Origin of the sequence: Desulfovibrio legallii, from assembly GCF_004309735.1 — a bacterium.
GTDB classification, from domain to species: domain Bacteria; phylum Desulfobacterota; class Desulfovibrionia; order Desulfovibrionales; family Desulfovibrionaceae; genus Desulfovibrio; species Desulfovibrio legallii.
This window is the reverse complement of the sequence record NZ_SIXC01000003.1, coordinates 88,778-109,262: the sequence shown is the minus strand read 5'-3', so window position 1 is coordinate 109,262 and position 20,485 is coordinate 88,778. Positions and strand designations below refer to the sequence as shown.

Genomic DNA, 20,485 nt, shown 5'->3' with positions numbered 1-20,485 from the left:
TACAGCGAAATCGCAAAAAAACATTTCCTTCACAAGTAGGGTCGCAAAGGTTTTGTGTCAACCGGGAGGCTCGCGAAAAGCCGCAGTCTACGCCTCTTCCGCGGGCCGCAGGCCTACCTCGGCCAGCAAGTCCGTCAGGGGCCGTCCCAGCAGAAAGGGCAGCAAGGCTCCGGGCAGGTCGGCGCGCTCCTGGCACAGTTCGCGGAAGGCCGCGTCAATGCGCGCGGCTTCGCTAATCTGCGCCAGGGCATCGCGCTGTTCGTCTGCGTGCCGCAAAGGCGGCGGCGTTGCCGCCACGCGCACCCCTCGCCCGCCCCTGGGCAGATAGCCCAGCCGCGCGGCCAGTTCCAACACGGGGCGCACGGGGCTCTGCTCTTCATGCACCGCCGCCATGTCGGCCAGTATGGCCCGCGTGGACGCACGCAAATCGGGAAAGCCCGGCAGAACCGGCACCGCAGCCAGCGCTTGCAGGGCCACGGCCCGGCTGAGCGGAGCTTCGGCGGCCAGCAGACGTTCCAGCGGCCCCGTGTCCGTACAATAGAGGGCCGCGCACTGGGCCGGACGCTGACCGTAGACGGTACAGCCGGCGCCGTCCGCATAGTAGCGACAGCGCCAGGGATGCGCGCTGCCCCCCAGACCAGCCACCTTGATGCGTTCGTTTTCCAGGGGGGCCAGCAGCTGCCGAACGTCGTCCCGCGCCCATTCGCCGGCCCGCAGGCTGACCATGGCCTCCAGAGCCAACACGCCGCCCGTCAGCAGGGCAACGTCCCTTTCCATAAGGGTAGGCCCGCCCTGCAGGCAACAGGTGCCGCAACGGCGGCACACCGGCCCCCCTTGCGGGGCCTTGGGTTCCAGTAGGGTCATAGGCTCTCCTGCACACGGTGTTGAAGGGACATTGCGCCGCGGCGGTCTGCACCGGACCGCGCCTGCTCGTGGAGCATACCAGCACGTTGCTTCAGGCCGCAACCTGGCGCAGCAGCAAAAAAAGCCCCAGGCCACAGCAGAGCACGCCGATAATCTGCCGCAGCATGCCGGTGGGCGTACGCCGGGCCAAGGCCAGACCGCCGACAAAACCCAGCAATTCCAGACTACAAAGCAACGGCAGCAAAGAAAAATCCACATGTCCGGCACGCATGTTCCCCAAGGTGCCGAACAGGGCCGTAACAACCTGATAAGGCATGGAAATGCCCACGGCCGTCATGGGCGAAACCCCCACCACAATCATCCAGGGGATGGAAAGCACAGGGCCGCCGGCCCCGGTCATGCCCGCCAGAAGCCCGGTGACCGCGCCAATGGCGCACAAGCCGCGTCCGCTTTGCCAAAAGACGCTGCCGCCGCCGGGACGGGGCGGGCGCAGGGCGCACAGCCCGGCAAACAAAATAGTGCAGGCCAGCAGCGCCACCAGCGGCCCGGCCGGCACAAAAGAGCCCAGCAGGGCCCCTGGCAAAGCAGCCAGACCACCCAGCATATAGGGCAGGGCCGTACGCCGGGGAACCTGCCCCAAACGGCCGTACAGCCAGGTACCCGCCAGGGCCACGGGAAAAAAGGAGGCCAGAGCCGTGCCCATTGCCTCGTGCGGTTCCAGACCGCTCAAAAGAATCAGAGCCGGCGGCACCAAAATGCCCCCAACCCCAGCCAGGCCCACCAACACCCCCACAATCAGACAGGTGGCATACAAAGCCGCCAGCAGCATACTCCCTCACTCTATGATCAGCCGACATACCCAGAAAAACGACCAAAGCGCCGGCCCGCCGCACAGGGCGCAGGCCCGCAACAAGGCCAGCAACGCGCTCAGCCGCGCCTTATCCCAAGGAACCGCCTCGTCAAGGGGCGGCCCCAGCCAGGGCTTGTCCACCAGAGCCCCGAAATAGACCGAAGGTCCGGCCATGCGCCCCCAGCAAAGCCAGGCGCAGGCCGTCATGGACCAGCCCGAATTGGGGCTGGGCATGCCCGCCGCCTGCCGCGCCGTCAGTCGCCATCCCGGCCAGCGCCCGTCCCAGGGCCGTTGCCGCAGACCGCAACGCGCCCCGGCCCGTGCCAGCGTATCCGTAAGCAGCACGATCAGGGCCGACAGCCGCGCGGGCGCAAAGGCCAGCATGTCGTCCCCGCGCGCACCGGCAAAGCCCAGCCAGCGCCACTTTTCAGTCAGATACCCCCACATGGAATCCGTGGTGCTCACGGCCTTGTAGCACCACAGCCCCACAGGCCCCCCCACCAGCAGCCAGAAAAAGGGCGCAGTAAAAGCGTCGGTAAGGTTTTCCGCAAGGGTGTCGGCCAGGGTCTTGCGCATGAGGGGCCGGTCCATGCGCGCCGTTTCCCGGCTTACCAGCCGGGAGAGGGCCGCGCGGGCTTCCGGCTCCGGGGCCGTTTCCACCCGCTGCAGCACCTCCCGCCCCGTGCGCAGAAGGCTGCCAAGAGCCAGCCCCGACCAGGCCAGATACAGGGCCAGCAGATTGCCCAGCAGCGGCAGCGAGGTCAAGCCCCATACCGCCAGGCCCGTGAGCCCCGTCAGCACGGTCAGGGCCAGCCCGCCGGCCAGCCTCCCCCGCCAGGGCGCGGCCGCCATTCCCCCGGTATCCATAAAACGCCGGGCCGGACCTTCCAGCGCGTGCAGCAGGCTGCCCTGCAGGCACACGGGGTGCCGCCAGGGCAGGTCCGGATCCCCCAGCCAGAGGTCCAGCAGCAGGGCCAAAGGAGCCAGCCACCAGCAATCCCATACAGAAAAAGGCGGCACGGGAAAGGACGGAATCACCCCCAGCCCTCCAGCAGGCCCGTGCGGGCCAGGGCCGCGTAGAGCACGATGCCCGCCGAGGTGGCAAGGTTGAGGCTGCGCACTCCGCCTTCGCGCATGGGAATGCGCACCCGGTGCGCGGAGAGGACCAGCACCTCCGGGGGCAGGCCGCGCGTTTCCGGCCCAAAGACCAGGCAGTCGTCCGGCGCAAAGGCAAAATGCTGCAAAGGCGTACAGGTGGCCGCGTCCCTGGCCGACGTAAAGACCAGACGGCCGCCCTGGCGGCCTTCCGCCGCAAAAGCCTGCCAGGAGGGCCAGACCCGCAGGCGCACGTGCGGCCAGTAGTCCAGACCGGCGCGCTTGAGGTAGCGGTCCTCCAGCTTGAAGCCCAGGGGCTCGATAAGATGCAGGGGCGTGCCCGTGGCGGCGCAGAGGCGGGCCACGTTGCCCGTATTGGGCGGAATTTCCGGCTCGTAGAGAACGATCTGCATAGGCGTGGCGTAGATAAAATTCGGGCGCTACGACGCCAGGCGGCCGGCAATGCCCGGCGTCACCTGGCAGGTCACGCGCATGTCCTTGCTGCCAAAACCGCCGTCGTCCAGGGTGGCGAACAGCTCCGCTTCCGTCACTTCCACATTGGCGTCGGGCACGCCCGCATCTGCAAGGCGCTCCTGCAGCAAGCGGCAGGCCCGCTCCCGCGCTGCCTCCAGGCTGAACCCCTTGCCGATGCGCTCACTGTGGTCCAAAGCGGGCGCGCGCAAAAAGCCCCGCCCCGTGTCGGCATAGAGCTCCAGGCTGTCCGTGGGCAGGGTCAGGGCCGCGCCAATAGCGTTGGCTACATCCGCATGGGGCGGAATGGTCACGGGCAGGTCCAGCCGGGACTGCAGCCGTGCGCCCATGCAGGCCGCCGGGCCGCCCACCAGCAGCACGGCGCCGGGCCGGGCCTCGCGCACGCGCTTCAAGGCCGCCAGGGTATAGATGGGACGGGCGTTGACCTGCTCCGTCAGCTCCCGCGCGGCCGCAGCCACCTGGTCCAGCGCGTTTTCCACGGCCAGGCGGGCCAGATCCGACGGATTGCCCCCACTCTCCCCGGCCAGGGCGGCCAGCGCCGCTGCCGAGGCCGCCGCTGCCCCGGCAGCGGGGCCGTCCGCAGCCGTATTGCAGATATTGAGGGCATCCAGCAGGGTGGCCCGGTCGCCGCCAAAGGCCGCCGCCGGCCCCTCCCGTTGCGGGCCCACGCGCACGGTGCGGCCCCCCCCGTCCACATTGAGGCGCGAATCGCCCCCCACGCCGATGGAAACGGTGGCCAAAGCGCGCACCAGGGTGCGCCGCCCCTGCAGGAGCATGCCGTCCCGGTCCACCACGGGAGAGCCATCCACGAACAGGGCCAGGTCCGTGGTGGTGCCGCCCATGTCCAGCAAAAGGGAGCAGCCCGCGTCCACGCCGGGACAAAGGGCCAGCACGCCCATAACGCTGGCCGCCGGGCCGGAAAGGATGGACTGCACGGGCTCCCGCCGCGAAAGGGCGACAGGCACCGCGCCGCCGTCGGCCTTGAGCAGGCGCACGGCGGCCGTGATGCCGGCCTCGGCCAGGGCGCCTTCCACGGCGTCCAGAAAATCCGTGTGCAGGCGCTGCACCGCGGCGTTGTAATAGGCCGTGGCCAGTCGCCGAGGAAAATTGAGCCGCCCGGAAAGCCGGTGCCCCAAAGTCACGGGCATGCCGCCCGTACGGGCCACGGTTGCGGCCATAGCCAGCTCGTGAGCTGGGTTGCGCGGCGAAAACTTGCCCACGCAGGCCGCCGCAGGCACGCCCTGCTCCCGCCAGCGGGCAGCCACACGGGCCAGATCTTCAGTCAAAAGCGGGCTGACTTCCACCCCCCGGTGGTCCAGGCCGCCGGGCACAACACAGACGTGCTTCCCCAGGGCGAACCGCCGGGGGTTGAGCCCCGGACCGGCGGCCAGGGCCAAGCCCACGCTGTCCGCCCGGTCCTGTACTAGTGCGTTGACGGCCAGCGTGGCCCCCAGGGTGACGCGCTGCACTCCGGCAAACAGGGCGGCCGCGTCCGGGCCGCAGACGCGGGCCAGTTCCGCCAGCACGGCGCGCACCGAGGCGGGCAAATCGTCGTGCCGCGTGCGCGTTTTGGCCACGGCCAACAGCCGGGGCGCGTTTTCGCCCCCCACAGCCAGCAGGGCCGCGTCCGTGTGAGTGCCGCCGGCGTCAATGCCCAATATGCAGGATGTGTTCATAATACTATCCCATTTTCGCAAAAGTTCGGCGTTGAGCATACGCCATCGGGCCACGCAGGGCCAGAGCTTTTGTGCCATGGGGGCCGCCGCGCGAGGCCGCGCTCGTCCCCGGCTCTTGCCATACCGGGCGCTTTTCAGTAGATTCTTGCTCTTGCGTCGTCAGACGGGCGATCGGAACCCGCCGTGACCGCATCCCTACCACAGAGGCTATGCGGAGGACAGCCATGCAGACAACAGAGTACATTTGGTTTGATGGTAAAATGGTTCCGTCGGATCAGGCCCGGGTGCACGTGCTCACCCACGCCCTGCACTATGGCAGCGCCATTTTTGAGGGCATTCGCGCCTATGCGTGCGCCGACGGCAGCTCTGCCGTATTCCGCCTTGAGGACCACTGCAAGCGTCTGCTCAATTCCGCCAAGATTCTCCGCATGGAAGTGCCCTACAACGCGGAACAGCTGGCCAAAGCCTGTGTGGAAACCCTCCAGGCCAACAAACTGAAGGAAGGCTATATCCGGCCGCTCTCCTTTGTGGGCTACGGCGAAATGGGCGTCTACCCCGGCAACAACCCCGTGCAGACCATCGTGGCCGCGTGGCCCTGGGGCGCGTATCTGGGGCCGGAAGCGCTGGAAAAAGGCATCCGCATCAAAACCAGCAGCTTCGCCCGCAGCCATGTGAACACCTCCATGTCCAAGGCCAAGGCCTCAGGCAACTACATCAATTCCATCCTGGCCAAGGTTGAAGCCAAGGAAGACGGCTACGACGAAGCCATCATGCTGGACACCAACGGTTTTGTTTCCGAAGCCACGGGCGAGAACGTCTTTATCGTGCGCGACGGCATCATCAAAACCACGCCCTGGACCTCCATCCTGGGCGGCATCACGCGCGATTCCATTATGGCTTTGGCTCGTGATCTGGGCTATACGGTGGAAGAACAGCAGTTCACCCGCGACGAATTCTACATTGCGGACGAGGCCTTCTTCTCCGGCACCGCGGCGGAAATAACCCCCATCCGCGAGCTGGACCACCGGCAGATCGGCGTAGGCCATGCCGGCCCCGTGACCAAACATCTGCAGCAGGAATTTTTCAAGATTGTCAAAGGGCAGAACCCCAAATACGCGAGCTGGCTGCACCGCTTCACCGTCTAACGCAGCCCGGGGCCCGGCCCCGCAAGCCGTGCCCGGTTTCCATGCCGGGCACGGCCGCCAACCCCCACGAGCGCCATGAAGCACCTTTCCCTCGCCGCACGCTACCGTCCCCAGACCTTTGCCCAGGTGGCGGGACAGGACACGGTCAAGGCCGTGCTTTCCCGCGCCGCCGCCGAGGGCCGCCCCGCGCCCGCCTACCTTTTGAGCGGCACACGCGGCGTAGGCAAAACCACCATTGCCCGCATCTTCGCCAAGGCGCTCAACTGCGAGCACGGCCCCGCTCCGGAGCCTTGCAACCAGTGCGAGCAGTGCCGCAAAATCACCCAGGGCGCGCATGTGGATGTGGCCGAAATCGACGGCGCGTCCAACAACAGCGTGGAAGATGTACGCGCCCTGCGCGAGAACATCGGCTACGCCCCCATGGAAGGCCGCTACAAGATCTTTATTGTGGACGAAGCCCACATGCTCTCGCGCAACGCCTTCAACGCTCTGCTCAAAACTCTGGAAGAGCCGCCGGAAAACGTGGTCTTCATCTTTGCCACCACCGAGGCCCACAAATTTCCCATCACCATTGTGAGCCGCTGCCAGCACTTCGTCTTCCGCCATCTCAGCGAAGACGCCCTGGCCGCTCACCTTTCGGCCGTGCTGCACAAAGAGAATGTGCCTTTCGAGGAAGGCGCGGTGCGTTGCATTGCCCGCCGGGCGGCGGGCAGCGTGCGCGACGGCATGTCGCTGCTGGACCAGACCCTGGCCCTGGGCGAGGAGAGCCTCACCGTGGATACGGCCCGGCGGGTGCTGGGCCTGGCCGGACAGGAATTTTTTGCCGAACTTTTTGCGGCCCTGCGCGGGCAGGACTGCGCCGCCGTGGCGGAGCTCTGCGCCCGCCTGCTGCAGCAAGGGGCTGACATCGGCTTTTTTGTGCGCGAGCTGGCCGGGCATCTGCGCAACCTGTTTTTACTGCGTCAGGGCGGCGCCGCCATTGCGCCCAGCCTGCGCCTGCCGCCGGACGAGGCCGCCCTGTGGCAGGAACTGGCCCCAAAGTTTGCGCCCGCGCACCTGCACGCCGCATGGCAAATGACCCTTGACGCCCAGCGCGGCATCGTGCAAAGCCCGGAACCGGCGGCAGCCCTGGAACTGCTGCTGCTCAACCTGACCTTGCTGCCGCAGCTGCTGCCCCTGGAGCGGGCCATGCCCTGCGGCCCTGCCGGCGCGGGTGGGGCGGGCCAGAACAGCGGCAAGCCCGGCGCGGACCGAAATACTGCGGGCCCCCAGGCTCCGGACCAGGCCATGGCCAGCCAGGCGGGGGACCATGCCATGGCCAGCCAGGCGGGGGACCAGGACGGTACGGCCCCCCCTGCAGCGGAGGCCATTGCTCCGACACGCGGCAATACGCCCCGCGGCATACCCCAGACCGGCGGACACGCGGCAGGCCCGTACGGCAGTACAGACCGCAACGGCCTGCGGCCGACGCCCTCCGTGGAGGCCACGCCCGGCTTTGTGCCCGGCCCGGCGGGAGAAGAAAACCCCCGCCCCCGCTCCCGGCAAAGCCCGGCCGGCCCTGCCGAGGATGGCGAGGCCGCCGACGGCGCTGACCCGGACGCAGGCGCGGCCCACAGGTCGACGGACGCGGTCGCTGACGGCCCCCAGGCCGCACCGGAACGCCCTGCCCTTCCGACGCCGCCGGACGCGGCGCAACAGGCAGGGGCAACGCCCGCGGCCGACAGCGCCGTAACCCCGCGGGACTGGACAGCTTTTTGTGATTTCTGCGCCGAGAGCCGGACGGATGCGGAGGGCGCGCCGCCCCTGCACCTGCTGCGCGGGCTGGACGTGCACTGGCGGGAAGGCCTGCTGGAACTGCGCCCGCGCACGGCCAGTCAGGCGGAGCAGCTGGAGCGCCGCCGCCGGGGTCTTGAAGAAGCCCTGGCCGCCTACGGCCTGCCCCACGATGAGGCCCGCGTGGTAGCCCCCGCGCCCCGCCGGCCCGAAGCGGAACTTATTGCGGCATTCAGTGCCAAACCGGAACTGCGCCATTGCCTGGAAGTGCTCAACGCCCGGGTGGGGGCCTGCAAACCCCTGGACACCAACGGGCGCTGAACCCGGCAATGGCCCCATGCGCGAAAAAGGAGAACCCCATGCGCAACATGAACGACATTCTGCGCCAGGCGCAGGTCATGCAGCAAAAAATTGCCAAACTGCAGCAGGAGATGGGCGACCACGATTTTGAGGCCGCCAGCGGCGGCGGCATGGTCAAGGCCGTGGTTTCCGGCAAGCAGGAGCTGCGTCGGCTGACCATCGACCCCAAGGCCCTGGAAGGCGGCGACGTGGAAATGCTGCAGGATCTTATCGTGGCTGCGGTCAACGAGGCCGGACGCATTGCCCGCGAGAGCATGGAGCGCGAAATGAGCTCCATTTCCGGCGGCATTAAGCTGCCCGGCATGTTCTAGGCAGCCATGCACACCCGTATTCCCGAGCCGCTCAAGGCCCTGGTGGACCAACTGGCGCGTCTGCCGGGGCTGGGGCCCAAGTCCGCCATGCGCGTGGCCATGACCCTGCTCAAATGGCCGGAAGCGGAAACGCGCCGCCTGGGCCGGAGCATCCACGACCTGCGCGACAACCTGCACCTCTGTTCTCGCTGCGGGGGTCTGGCCGCCACAGACCCCTGCCCGGTCTGCGCCGACACGGAGCGCGCCCGCGACACCCTCTGCCTGGTGGCCGAGTGGGACAGCATGCTCACCTTGGACGAAGGCGGCTTTTACCACGGCCAATATCTGATTCTGGGAGGGCTGCTGGCCCCTCTGGAGCACATGGGCGCTGAAAGTCTGGACCTGGACCGCCTGACGCGCCGCCTGGCCGAAGGCGAGGTGCACGAGCTTATTCTGGCGCTGGGGGCCACCCTGGAGGCGGAGAACACGGCCACCTTCATTGGCCGCATGGTGCGGGAGCGCTTTCCCCGCGTGGCGGTTTCCCGGCTGGCCCAGGGCATTCCCCTGGGTGCGGAAGTGAAGTACATGGACAGAGAGACTCTACGCCAGTCGCTGCAATACCGCCAAAACCTGCCCTGAGCGGCGAGGCCTGTTGTGGAAGCGTTCCTTTCCCCTGCCTTGCTGCAGCATCCTGTGGTCCAGGCGCTGCTGGCCGGGCTGCTTTCCTGGCTTTCCGTCAGTCTGGGGGCCGCGCTCATTTTTACCCGCCGGGAATTTTCCCGTCGGGCCATGGACTGTCTGCTGGGGGCGGCAGGCGGCATGATGCTGGGAGCGGCCTTTTTCGGCCTGCTCACTCCGGCCCTGGAACTCACGGCCCATCTGGGACGACTGGCCTTCGCCCCTGTGGTGGCGGGGCTCACCCTGGGCGCGTTCTTTCTCTGGCTGCTGGACCGCGTCCTGCCGCACATCCACATTCTGCAGGACACGCCTGAGGGCATTTCCACCAGCTGGCGGCGCAGCGTGCTGCTGGTGGCGGCCATGGCCTTGCACCACATTCCCGAAGGTCTGGCCATCGGCGTGGGCTACGGGGCCGCGGCCGCCGAATCGGTGCTGCAGACCGGCGCGGAAAGCCTGGGGCTGAGCACGGCTCTGGTTCTGACCCTGTCCATTATGCTCCAGAACGTGCCCGAGGGCATGGTGGTGGCCACGGCCCTGCGGGCCGAAGGTTACAGCGCGCGCAAGTCCTGTCTGTACGGGGTGCTTTCGGGCGTTACCGCCCCACTGGGTGCAGTGCCCGGAGCTCTGGCCGCCGGTTTTACGGCCGGTCTGCTGCCCGTGGCCCTGAGCTTCGCCGCCGGAGCCATGGTCTATGTGGTGGCTGAAGAAGTCATCCCCGAAGCCAGCGCATCGGGCAACGGCAATGCGGCCACGGTATCCTGCATTGCCGGGCTGGGGCTGGTCCTGACACTCTCCTCCCTGGTGGGCTGACATTTCGTTTTCTTATGCGCAATCCAGAACCGATTATTTTGCCAATGCCCCCATCCGCGGCTGCGTTTGCGCGTGCGGCGGGCGTCTGCACGCACTGTTGACAGCGCTTTTCAAGGATGAAGCGCCCTAGAGCATTTAACACTTGAAATGCTCGCTTACGGCAGGCAAAAGCCTGCCTTCTCGCATTTCGTGGCAAGGATTTCAAGAAAATCCTTGCAGAGCAGTTAGCTCATTTCATTCGCTAACTGCTCTAAAGTTTATTTATCACATGCCGTATAATCAGCATATGCGGTTACGGTATTTCTGACCCTTTTGCGGAGCGGTGCGGCAGCCCCACTTGCAAAAAGCCATAACCTGCGGCAAAAACGCGGACCGCAGTACCGTCAACGCCACCCGGTCATGGCGCGGCGGCAACGCTGCAGGGAGCTATAGCTTCCCAAAAGCCGCCGTGACGCTGAACTAGGCGGTGCTGCTCCGGCGTCACGGCGGAATGTACTGTTTTCTGGTAAATTATGACGTCAGGACGACGCTTCCCTTGGGGGACGCTTTGTCCGCATCCGGCCTCGCGGGCGCAAGGCCATTTTCCGCAGACCCTGCTGCGGCCCCTTATCTAAAGGATCATGCTTATGACCCTCTGCGCAAAAATTATCGCTGTTTATCTTGTCGGGCTGCTGCTCGTCTGCCTGGGGACTTTTGCCGGCGTCCAGTGGGCGCTGGGAACGGCCCTCAACGACGAGGTTTTCTGGCAGGCCCTGGGTACGGGTTTTGCCATGGTGGCCGTGCTGGGCTTTGTGGGCGCGCTGATCATCCACAACCGCATCGCGCCCATCCGCCAGTGCGTGCTTTTTGCCAAGGCCGTCAGTGAAGGGCAGGAAGACGTCACGCTGGAGGTTTACCGCTCGGACTGTCTGGGGCATCTGGCTGAATCCCTGCGCGTCATGGTGGCCAAATTGGAAGGCCAGGCCCACTGGTACGAGAGCATCCTCAACACCCTGCCCCTTTCTATTTCGGTGACGGACAACGACATGGCCTGGACCTTCTGCAACACCTATGCCCTCAAGAGCATGGACAAGACCCGCCAGGACGACGTGGTGGGACGGCACTGTTCCGAAAAGGGCGGCAACCTCTGCAACACGCCCCAGTGCGGCATTGAACAGCTGCGTCGCGGCGTCAAGAAGGTTGTCAACCATATGCCCAACGGCAAGTCCATGCAGATTATGCTGGACTACCTGCACGACGCCCACGGCAACCAGGTGGGGCATGTGGAAATAGGCGAAGACATTACCGAACGCATCGCCCTGGAAAAACGCGCTCTGGAAGCAGCGCACCAGGGCCGCATGTCCACCGTCACCCGGCTGGAAGGCGTCATCGCTACTCTGCAGGAGGCTGCCGGCAGCCTTAATACCGCCCTGACCGACGTGCGCCAGAAAGCCGATGTGGCCGCAGGACGCATGTCCGAAACCGCCACAGCCATGAACGAAATGAACTCCACCGTGCTGGAAGTGGCCCACAACGCCGAGGGTGCGGCCGAAGCCGCCACCTCGGTGCAGGGGCACGCCCACGACGGCGCGGACCTGGTAACCCGCACCATCCGCAGCATGCAGGATGTGCAGCGGCAGTCCTCCGGCCTCAAGGACGAAATGTCCAGCCTGGACCAGCAGGCCAAGGACATCGGCGCCGTGCTTACCCTTATCCGCGACATCGCAGACCAGACCAACCTGCTGGCCCTGAACGCCGCCATTGAAGCCGCCCGCGCCGGCGAGGCGGGCCGCGGCTTTGCCGTGGTGGCCGATGAAGTGCGCAAACTGGCCGAAAAAACCATGAGCGCCACCAGAGATGTGGAAACGGCCATTGCCGCCATTCAGGAAGGCACCGGCAACAGTGCAACCACCGTGGACGGCACCGTGACTTCCATTGAAGAAGTGAGTCATATGGCTGAAGAATCGGGCCACGCTCTGGAGCGCATCGCCAGCCTGGCTGGTGATTCCAGCAGTCGGGTGTCGGCCATTGCCGCCGCCGCTACGGAGCAGTCCGCCGCTTCAGACGAGATTAACCGCCATATCTCTGAGGTCAACGCCCTGAGTGCCCACATCGCCGAGGCCATGGACCAGGCCGCCGGCCAGGTCACCCACATGGCGGAACAGGTGAGCGTGGTCACCACCATTCTGGACGACATCCGCAAAGAAGACGCCACCACCACCGCCACTATGGAGTAATCCCCCCCCTCACAACTATACAAAGAAAGACCGCCGCCGGAAGAACTCCGACGGCGGTCTTTCTGGTTTAGCAATCACCATGACCGCAAAGGCGCATAACCGCATGGGACGCGGCGCCTGCGTCTTTGCGGCCCGTGTTCGACCTATAGGACACCGTACTCTTGAGAATATGCATGCTCAAGAGTTATGGCACGGTTTTCATCCGTAACTAGCGCTGCTGTCTTTGCCCGTAACTTCCTTCGTCGGAACGGGCCAAGCTCCGCTTGCGCCTCTACGACGGGCATCGCTTATGCAACCGCCAGGGCATTGCAAAGTTGCAATGCCCTATGGATGGTTGTTGAACTTGTCCGCTGTGGACTTGGTGCCGCTGTGGCAGGGGGTGCAGTCCATGACGCCCTTGGCCCAGTTGGCCTCATTGCCCTTGGTCTGATGGCATTCGCCGCAATAGGTCACGGATTCCTGCACGGGGAAGGCGCCCTTGTAGTCCTTACCCATCTCTATTTTGGCATTAAAGATTTCCACGGCCTTGGCGGCCACGTCCGCAGTCAGGCGGCCGCAGCGCTCACTGCGCTGCTTGCTGGTGGCCTCAATTTTGTTGTGCGCACACCACTTGGAAACAGAGATGTGGCAGAGCACAGAACCGGACACGTTTTGGGGCAGGTCGCCCTTGAAGCCCAGGGCCTTGTCGCCGGGATTGTAGGCGGGCAGGCTGGCCTTCTCATACCAGCGGAACAGCTCGTTGACCATGGGGCGCACTTCCTTGCGGCCCCAGAACAGGGAAAAAGTGGCCGCCGCGCCATACAAGGCGCCGCAAATGGTGCCCCAGTCGGAAATGCCGCCTTTGTTGGCCTCAAGCATGGTAAAGGGAAACTGATTGTAGGGCGCGCCATATTTTTCACCAAGCAGGCCCACAATGCTGTAAAATGTGCCGTAGCCGCAGCCGTAGCCCTTGTGCCAGTAGCCTTCATAAGCTACCTCGGCACACAGTTTGGGGTCCAGCTTATGGGCTTTCCACCCGTGGTCTCCGCCCGCCTGGGCAAAGCGGCCTCCGCCCTGCTGCGTCTGCCCCGCAGCAAAGCTCGCGCCGCCGGAAAGGCCAAGCACAGCCCCGCCCACGGCAAGGCCGCCCAGACCGAAAATCAAATCACGTCTGCCAATACCCATAATCTCCTCCTGTTTTGTGCGCAGTTGCACATGGTATTGTGTTAAAAAAAGCACTAGCTGGTTTCAGCAAGGCCGGTCAAGGCTCCGGACCGGGGATTGACAAAATTTTTGCAAAAAAAATTTTTAGTGCCCTCTGGACGCGCCCGGAGAAGGACTTACTTAAAGAACGCGCCTGGGCAGCCAGCCGCCATGTCCGCGCGCCCTGCAAATTTGGCTCTTTGGCGCGCCCCGGTGCGCGCCGGGCCTGTGCGCGGACAGCGCCGGACCGCCGCTTTCGGGCTTGTGGTTCGGATAACGAAGATTTTTCCTGAGGAGGATCCGGATATGTCCAAAATTATCGGCATTGACCTGGGCACCACCAACTCCTGCGTGTACGTCATGGAGGGGAAGGACCCAAAATGCATCACCAATCCCGAAGGGGGCCGCACTACTCCCTCCGTGGTTGCCTTTACCGATAAAGAGCGCCTGGTGGGCGACATTGCCAAACGGCAGGCCGTCACCAACCCCAAGCGCACTATTTTCGCTATCAAGCGGCTTATGGGACGCAAGTACGACACCCCAGAGGTAGACCGCTGGAAGGAACACTCCCCCTACGCCATCGTCAAGGCCGCTAACGGCGACGCCGGCGTGGAGGTGGACGCCCGCACTTACAGCGCCCCGGAAATCTCGGCCATGATCCTGGCCAAACTCAAGGCCGACGCCGAAGCCTACCTGGGCGAAACCGTAAGCGAAGCCGTCATCACCGTGCCCGCCTATTTCAACGACGCCCAGCGTCAGGCCACCAAGGACGCGGGCCGCATCGCCGGTCTTGAGGTCAAACGCATCATCAACGAGCCCACCGCGGCCTCTCTGGCCTACGGCGCGGACAAAAAGGCCAATGAAAAGATCGCCGTCTTCGACCTGGGCGGCGGCACCTTTGATATTTCCATCCTGGAAGTGGGCGACAACGTTGTGGAAGTGCGCGCTACCAACGGCGACACCTTCCTCGGCGGCGAAGACTTCGACCAGCGCGTCATCAATTACCTGGTGGAAGAATTCAAAAAGGAAAACGGCATTGACCTCACCAAGGACAGCATGGCCCTGCAGCGCTTGAAAGAAGCGGCGGAAAAAGCCAAAAAAGACCTGTCCACCTCTATGGAGGCCGAAGTCAACCTGCCCTTCATCACCGCAGACCAGAATGGCCCCAAGCACCTGCTCATGAAGATTGGCCGGGCCAAGCTCGAATCCTTGGTCAGCGATCTGGTGGACCGCACCACTGAGCCCTGCAAAAAGGCTCTGGCCGATGCGGGCATGACTGCCGCGCAGATCGACGAAGTCATCCTGGTGGGCGGCATGACCCGTATGCCTCTGGTGCAGCAGGTGGTGGGCAAGTTTTTCGGCAAGGAGCCCAACCGCTCCGTGAACCCCGACGAAGTGGTGGCCATGGGTGCGGCTATTCAGGGCGGCATCCTCACCGGCGACGTGAAGGACGTGCTGTTGCTGGACGTGACCCCGCTTTCCCTGGGCATTGAAACCATGGGCGGCGTGTTCACCAGGCTTATCGACCGCAACACCACCATCCCCACGCGCAAAAGCCAGGTCTTCACCACAGCCTCGGACAACCAGCCCTCGGTGTCCATCCATGTGCTGCAGGGCGAACGCCCCATGGCCGCAGACAACATGACCCTGGCCCGCTTTGACCTTACGGGCATTCCTCCGGCCCCGCGCGGCGTGCCGCAGATTGAGGTGTCCTTCGATATCGACGCCAACGGCATCGTCAACGTGTCGGCCAAGGATATGGGCACCGGCAAGGAACAGTCCATCAAGATCACAGCTTCTTCCGGCCTTTCCGAGGACGACATCCAGCGCCTGGTGCGTGAGGCCGAAGCCCATGCCGGCGAAGACAAGAAAAAACAGGAAGTGATCGAGGCCCGTAACCACGCGGACAGCCTCATCTACGGCACGGAGAAATCCCTTGCGGACCTGGGCGACAAGGCCGATGCCGCAGTGAAAAGCGATATCGAAGCCAAGATCGCCGAGCTGCGCAAAATCATGGAAGGTGAGGACGCGGAGGCCATCAAGGCCGCTACCGACGCCCTGGCCAAGGCTTCGCACAAGCTGGCGGAACAGCTCTACCAGCAGCAGGCTCAGCAGACCGGGGGACAGCCGGGCGGAGCCCAGCAGGAAGCCGGCGCGCATCAAGACGGCAACAACGGCGGCAACGGCGGCGACGACGTGGTGGACGCCGACTACACCGAAGTGAAAAAATAGCAAACTTGCCAGCGCGCTTGCGCTGTACTAAATAAAGGTCTGGTTCTGCGGAACCGGACCTTTTTTTCACTCTGACGCAAAAGGAACTGCATATGCCCGGCAAACGCTGCAGCATGGCCGTGCCCGCCTTGCTCCTGCCCCTGTTGCTTCTGACAGGGGCCTGCCACACGGCCCCGCCGCCTGACAACACTTACGAGCGCACGCCGCCCCCCAGGCCGACTCCGGCCAGGCCGCAACCGGCGCCGCGCCCCGAAGTCAAACCCGAAGCCCAACCTGCCCCGCGTCCGGCCCAGGGCCGGCACCCCGCGCCGGACAAGGGCGACCGTGACCGTCGGCCGGCCATGCAACCACAGCACAACGCGCGCCCCCACCAGGCGGAAAGGCCGCAGCGCCAGGAAAACACCAGGCGGGACAGCACACGCCGCCCCGACCAACAGCGTCGGACGCCGGACCAACACGTTTCAGACCAAAAGCCGGAACGCTCAAACCCATAGCAGGATACGCCCATGTCCCTTTGCCGCGCCACAGCCCCTATTCTCCGTCTTCTGACGCTTCTGGCGGTTCTGGGCTGCCTGACGGCCTGTCAGATGCCCTTCGGCCTGGGCCAGCGCGCGTCGCAGCCCGCCAAACCGGCCAAGCCTGTCCCTGCCGCCGGCCCCTGCGTGGTCCTGGCGCTGCCGCAATCCGGCCCCTACGCCCCCATTGCCGGAAAAATCACGCGCGGAGCCCAGCTGGCCAAGGACGAAATGGCGGCCAATGGTGTGGCCATCCGCCTGGAAACGCTGAATACCGCCGACAGCGGCTGGCTGCAGAAGCTGGCCGCCCTGCCCCCGGCCTGCGCCGTAGTGGGCGGTCCCTTGCAGACCGGCGTCTACGCCAAGGCCCGTCAGGCCGGCGCGCTGGAAAAGCGGACCTTCTTCACCTTTTTGCCCACGCTGGAGCCGGGCGATGAAGGCGCGCGGGCTTGGCGCATGTTCCCCAGCCCACAGGACCAGGTTGACGCCCTCATCCATTTTGCCTCCGAGGGTCTGAACATCCGCACCTACGGGGCCTTCTACCCCAATGACGCCTACGGCATGCGCATGACCGGGCTGCTGGAGCAAAGTCTGGCCAGCCGCAACATGCTGCTGCAGAAGGCGGTTTACAACCCCGCGGACGCCGCCTCCTGGAGCACGGCCGTGGCTCCGTTGATCAACGCGAAAACGCCGGAAGGCAGCACCACGCCCATCCCCCAGACCGCCTTTGAGGCCCTGTTCCTGCCCGATTCGTGGAAAAATATGGAAATGCTCACCACCAGCCTGCTGTACAACGGCGAAGATCGTCTGGTGCTGCTGGGCACGACCCTTTGGGAGCAAAGCCTGACGGGCAAAACCGTGCCCCATGCCGAAAGCTACGCCCTGGCCGTGTTTCCCGGCGCGTGGAACGCCCTGCAGGCCCCGCGCGCCCTGCAGACGCCAGGCACGGATTTCTGGACAGCCTTGGGCTACGACTACGCCCGCTTTGCCGCCGCTCTGGGCCTGGAATCCCGACCTGAAGCCGCTCAGGTCACGGCGCGGGCGCGCCGCGCCTCCCAGATGATCTGGGGCATGGCCCCCGTAAGCTGGGACAGCAAAGGCGTGGCCCACCAGAAGCTCTTTATCTTCGGCGTCACCGGTTCAGGCATGGCCCCCGTAACTCTGGACACCTTCCAGCAGACCCGCGCCCAGGTGCTGCAGCAAGCCGCCCTGCGCATGCAGGGGCTGCCCCCTATGGACGCCGCGGGCAACCCCCTGGCGGCCCCAGCCGAAGGGGCGGCGGCAGAACCTGTGGCCAGACCGACGGGCGATCCGGCGGCTCCGGCGCAGCCTGCGGCCGCGCCCGTGAGCACCACGCCCCGGCCCTCCTACAAACTCAGTCTGCCCGGCAACCATTGACCACCGGGCCTGCCCCAACGGGTGGAACACTTCCGGAGCAAGGAAAAAATCGCATGAGCAACAAGACCATCGGCAAAGAAGACGTGCGCCACATGGCTGCCCTTTCCCGCCTCCAGATCAGCGAAGAGGAACAGGAGCTGTTTGCCCGACAGTTGGGCGACATTCTGGGTTATATGGACGTGCTTGCCCGCGTGGACACCAACGCGGTGGAACCCCTCTACAGCCCGGCCCTGCATCAGGGCCCCCTGCGGGAAGACATGGCCGAACGCCGCCGCCGGCGCGAAGAAGTGTTGGCCAACGCCCCCGAAGCGGACGGGGAGTATTTTATCGTGCCGCGCATAGTTTAGTCGCGCCGCACCCCACATTGCACCACGCCGAGAACACCATGACCGACATCTGCTCTCTCACGCTGACCGCCCTGACCGGGGCCCTGCAGAACAAAGAACTGAGCGCCGTGGAGGCGGCCACCGCCTGCCTGGAGCGCATTGCCGCCACCGAACCCCGCCTGGCCGCGTTGCTCACCGTGGACCGGGAAGGCGCGCTGGCCACGGCCACCGCCTTGGACAAGGAAGGGCCTGACCCCTCGCGTCCCCTCTGGGGCGTGCCCATGACCATCAAGGACGCCCTGTCCACCAAAGGTCTGCGCACCACGGCGGGCTCCCGCATCCTTGAAAACTACGTCCCCTTTTACGACGCCGCGGCCGTAGAGCGCCTGCGCGCCGCCGGGGCCGTTATTCTGGGCAAGGCCAATCTGGACGAATTTGCCATGGGCTCCTCCACGGAAAATTCCGCCTATCAGACCACCCGCAACCCCTGGAATACGGACAAGGTGCCCGGCGGCTCCAGCGGCGGTTCCGCAGCCTCGGTCAGTGCCGGGCAGTGCTTTGCTTCTCTGGGCACAGACACGGGCGGCTCCATCCGTCAGCCAGCCGCCCTTTGCGGCTGCGTGGGCCTCAAGCCCACCTACGGCCGGGTTTCGCGTTACGGGCTCATCGCCTACGGTTCCTCTCTGGATCAGATCGGCCCCCTGGCCCGCACAGTGGAAGACTGCGCCCGCGTGCTGGACGTCATTGCCGGACACGACCAACGCGACGCCACCAGCGCCCCCCGGCCCGCCGAGGACTATGCCGCCGCGCTGCAAAGCCGCCCTCTCAAAGGCGCGCGCCTGGGCCTGCCCAAAGAATTCTACGGCCAAGGCCTGGACCCGGAAGTGCGCGACGCCTGTGAAACAGCCCTGCGCACGGCCGAAGCCCAGGGCGCGACCCTGGTAGACGTGAGCCTGCCCCATACGGATGCGGCCATCGCCACCTACTACATCATTGCCATGGCCGAGGCCAGCTCCAACCTGGCCCGCTTTGACGGCGTGCGCTACGGCCGCCGCGCCGCCCCGATCAACAATCTGGAAGAACTCTACGTGCGTTCGCGCAGCCAGGGTTTCGGGCAGGAAGTCAAACGCCGCATTATGCTGGGGGCCTATGTGCTTTCCTCCGGCTACTACGACGCCTACTACCGCAAGGCCGCGCAGGTGCGCCGCTGCATCCGCGACGACTACCTGGCCGCCCTGGAGCAGTGCGACGTGCTGCTGGCCCCGGTCTCCCCGGTAACGGCCTGGAATCTGGGCAGCCACAGCGGCGACCCGCTGCAGATGTACCTTATGGACGCCTACACCCTCTCCCTTAATCTGGCGGGCCTGCCCGGCCTTTCCCTGCCCGTGGGCCTGGGCGCGGCCAGCCGCATGCCCGTCGGCGTACAGCTTATCGGCAAGGCCTTTGCCGAATCCGAACTTCTGGCTCTGGGCCACAGCCTAACCCAAGCCCTGCCCCCCTTGGGAACGCCCGCGCTGTGAGCTGGATATTGCAGCTCTGGTGCGCGAGGATGATCAGGCAGGCGCAAAAAGGACTGCCCACTCCTGCTGTGCTGTAAAAAAGCAGGCACACCGCGGGCAACAGGGTGGACCATAAAAAAATATGCTGGCGGCTGTGGAAGTAACCCGCACAGCTTTCCAGAGTAGACCCGTTGACAGCCAACAAGCCCCTGCGCTCTCAGAGCACAGGGGCTTTTGTGGGCTCTACCTCAAAGACGGGGGCCCAGACAAAAAGCCCTTATGGCGATAACCATAAGGGCTTGCTTGTTTTGTGGTGCGCCCGGAGAGATTCGAACTCCCGACCTACAGGTTCGTAGCCTGTTGCTCTATCCAGCTGAGCTACGAGCGCGTCAACGAAGGGGAAAGTATCCCAAGCCGCAGGCGGCGTCAAGTTTTTTCCCCAAAAATTTTTCTAAAATCTTGCACTGTTATCCGGAACTATCAAAACGAACCGCTACAAATGGAGCCCGCCTGCCCTGTTCGCAAAAGGGAAGCCAGAACACCAGTCAAGCGAGGTGCATTAGCCCTGTCAGGCCCATTGGCGCACGGCCACTGCCGCAGCGGTCCTGCGGCAGCACCCCACCGACCCCGGTCCTGCCGCTTCCGCCAGAGCAATGCAGATTCCATTGCCCCGGTGCTGCACACGCAGACGGCCGCTCTGGAGGCATAAGCACACATCACGCGGCACACCACCCCCGCAGGGATGACCTCGCAGTGCGCTTACAGCGTGCTACTCGGCGGCTTCCAGGCCGTTAACGGCGCGGGCCAGACGCGAAATCTTGCGCGCGGCCTTTTTCCAGTGCAGAGCGCCCTTGCCGGCGGCCTTGGACAGCACAGAAGTAGCGGCCACCAGGGCCTCGCCGGCCTGGGCCTTGTCGTTGCCCTGCAGGGCGACGCGCACCTGCTTGACGGCGTTCTTCACCCTGGTACGGGCGGCGCGGTTGCGGCTGGCGCGTTGCAGGCTCTGCTTGTGACGTTTAAGGGCAGACTTATGGTTAGCCACGGTGTTCCTCCGCTCAGTTTAAAATGCTTCAGGCTTGCCGGG

The 20,485-nt window shown here is 65.1% G+C and carries 18 protein-coding genes and 1 tRNA gene; 11 read left to right on the top strand and 8 right to left on the bottom strand.

The genetic code is table 11. The features are described 5' to 3' along the window. Positions 1 to 87 precede the first annotated feature (87 nt). The 5 genes from EB812_RS03020 to EB812_RS03000 all read right to left on the bottom strand — a co-directional run bounded on the left by EB812_RS03020 (position 88) and on the right by EB812_RS03000 (position 4,977). Positions 88 to 864 carry a YkgJ family cysteine cluster protein gene (locus tag EB812_RS03020; RefSeq protein ID WP_130957813.1) on the bottom strand — a complete coding sequence of 259 codons (777 nt, stop codon included), beginning with the start codon at positions 862 to 864 and terminating at the stop codon, positions 88 to 90. 91 nt (positions 865 to 955) lie between these two features. Then, a complete protein-coding gene (locus EB812_RS03015; protein WP_118229852.1) occupies positions 956 to 1,693 on the bottom strand; it encodes a sulfite exporter TauE/SafE family protein in 738 nt (245 codons plus the stop codon). A gap of 6 nt (positions 1,694 to 1,699) precedes the next feature. Further along, positions 1,700 to 2,752, bottom strand: coding sequence for a CobD/CbiB family cobalamin biosynthesis protein (locus EB812_RS03010; RefSeq protein ID WP_242621172.1), 1,053 nt, complete (start codon positions 2,750 to 2,752; stop codon positions 1,700 to 1,702). Further along, positions 2,749 to 3,222: a tRNA (cytidine(34)-2'-O)-methyltransferase gene (locus EB812_RS03005; protein WP_118229854.1), complete on the bottom strand. Its 474-nt coding sequence runs from the start codon at positions 3,220 to 3,222 to the stop codon at positions 2,749 to 2,751. The genes EB812_RS03010 and EB812_RS03005 overlap by 4 nt, the downstream gene beginning before the upstream one ends. Before the next feature lie 27 nt (positions 3,223 to 3,249). After that, positions 3,250 to 4,977 (bottom strand): hydantoinase/oxoprolinase family protein, encoded by a 1,728-nt coding sequence (locus EB812_RS03000; protein ID WP_130957811.1) that lies wholly within the window; start codon positions 4,975 to 4,977, stop codon positions 3,250 to 3,252. Between the two features lie 224 nt (positions 4,978 to 5,201). Here EB812_RS03000 and EB812_RS02995 point away from each other — a divergent pair, with 224 nt between their 5' ends. From EB812_RS02995 to EB812_RS02970, 6 genes are all read left to right on the top strand, one after another. Continuing rightward, positions 5,202 to 6,122: a branched-chain amino acid transaminase gene (locus EB812_RS02995; protein WP_118229856.1), complete on the top strand. Its 921-nt coding sequence runs from the start codon at positions 5,202 to 5,204 to the stop codon at positions 6,120 to 6,122. Between the two features lie 75 nt (positions 6,123 to 6,197). Next, entirely contained in the window at positions 6,198 to 8,216 is a 2,019-nt protein-coding gene (dnaX, locus tag EB812_RS02990) for a DNA polymerase III subunit gamma/tau (protein ID WP_130957810.1), read from the top strand. Positions 8,217 to 8,254: 38 nt separating this feature from the next. Beyond that, positions 8,255 to 8,566, top strand: a complete 312-nt coding sequence (locus EB812_RS02985; RefSeq protein WP_118229858.1) for a YbaB/EbfC family nucleoid-associated protein — start codon at positions 8,255 to 8,257, stop codon at positions 8,564 to 8,566. A 6-nt stretch (positions 8,567 to 8,572) separates the two neighbouring features. Then, positions 8,573 to 9,184, top strand: coding sequence for a recombination mediator RecR (gene recR, locus EB812_RS02980; protein ID WP_130957809.1), 612 nt, complete (start codon positions 8,573 to 8,575; stop codon positions 9,182 to 9,184). Positions 9,185 to 9,199: 15 nt separating this feature from the next. After that, complete coding sequence (locus tag EB812_RS02975; RefSeq protein ID WP_242621171.1) at positions 9,200 to 10,033, top strand: ZIP family metal transporter; 834 nt, start codon at positions 9,200 to 9,202, stop codon at positions 10,031 to 10,033. 626 nt (positions 10,034 to 10,659) lie between these two features. Continuing rightward, positions 10,660 to 12,249 (top strand): methyl-accepting chemotaxis protein, encoded by a 1,590-nt coding sequence (locus tag EB812_RS02970; RefSeq protein WP_242621170.1) that lies wholly within the window; start codon positions 10,660 to 10,662, stop codon positions 12,247 to 12,249. Between the two features lie 324 nt (positions 12,250 to 12,573). On the opposite strand, the gene EB812_RS02965 is transcribed toward EB812_RS02970, so the two are convergent. Further along, positions 12,574 to 13,413, bottom strand: a complete 840-nt coding sequence (locus EB812_RS02965) for a split-Soret cytochrome c (protein WP_118229861.1) — start codon at positions 13,411 to 13,413, stop codon at positions 12,574 to 12,576. 324 nt (positions 13,414 to 13,737) lie between these two features. Between EB812_RS02965 and dnaK the strand changes: the two genes are divergently transcribed. The 5 genes from dnaK to gatA all read left to right on the top strand — a co-directional run bounded on the left by dnaK (position 13,738) and on the right by gatA (position 19,422). Next, positions 13,738 to 15,663, top strand: coding sequence for a molecular chaperone DnaK (dnaK, locus tag EB812_RS02960; RefSeq protein ID WP_130957808.1), 1,926 nt, complete (start codon positions 13,738 to 13,740; stop codon positions 15,661 to 15,663). Positions 15,664 to 15,755: 92 nt separating this feature from the next. Further along, positions 15,756 to 16,157, top strand: coding sequence for a hypothetical protein (locus EB812_RS02955; protein ID WP_130957807.1), 402 nt, complete (start codon positions 15,756 to 15,758; stop codon positions 16,155 to 16,157). Between the two features lie 12 nt (positions 16,158 to 16,169). Further along, entirely contained in the window at positions 16,170 to 17,576 is a 1,407-nt protein-coding gene (locus tag EB812_RS02950; protein WP_118229864.1) for a type 1 periplasmic-binding domain-containing protein, read from the top strand. A 53-nt stretch (positions 17,577 to 17,629) separates the two neighbouring features. After that, positions 17,630 to 17,923 carry an Asp-tRNA(Asn)/Glu-tRNA(Gln) amidotransferase subunit GatC gene (gene gatC, locus EB812_RS02945; protein WP_118229865.1) on the top strand — a complete coding sequence of 98 codons (294 nt, stop codon included), beginning with the start codon at positions 17,630 to 17,632 and terminating at the stop codon, positions 17,921 to 17,923. A 38-nt stretch (positions 17,924 to 17,961) separates the two neighbouring features. Continuing rightward, entirely contained in the window at positions 17,962 to 19,422 is a 1,461-nt protein-coding gene (gene gatA / locus EB812_RS02940; protein WP_130957806.1) for an Asp-tRNA(Asn)/Glu-tRNA(Gln) amidotransferase subunit GatA, read from the top strand. A gap of 290 nt (positions 19,423 to 19,712) precedes the next feature. Here the strand turns inward: gatA and EB812_RS02935 are convergent. Together EB812_RS02935 and rpsT are read right to left on the bottom strand one after the other, a co-directional pair. Then, positions 19,713 to 19,789, bottom strand: a tRNA-Arg gene (locus tag EB812_RS02935). Between the two features lie 381 nt (positions 19,790 to 20,170). Beyond that, positions 20,171 to 20,443, bottom strand: a complete 273-nt coding sequence (rpsT, locus tag EB812_RS02930) for a 30S ribosomal protein S20 (protein WP_118230395.1) — start codon at positions 20,441 to 20,443, stop codon at positions 20,171 to 20,173. Between the last annotated feature and the right edge of the window lie 42 nt (positions 20,444 to 20,485).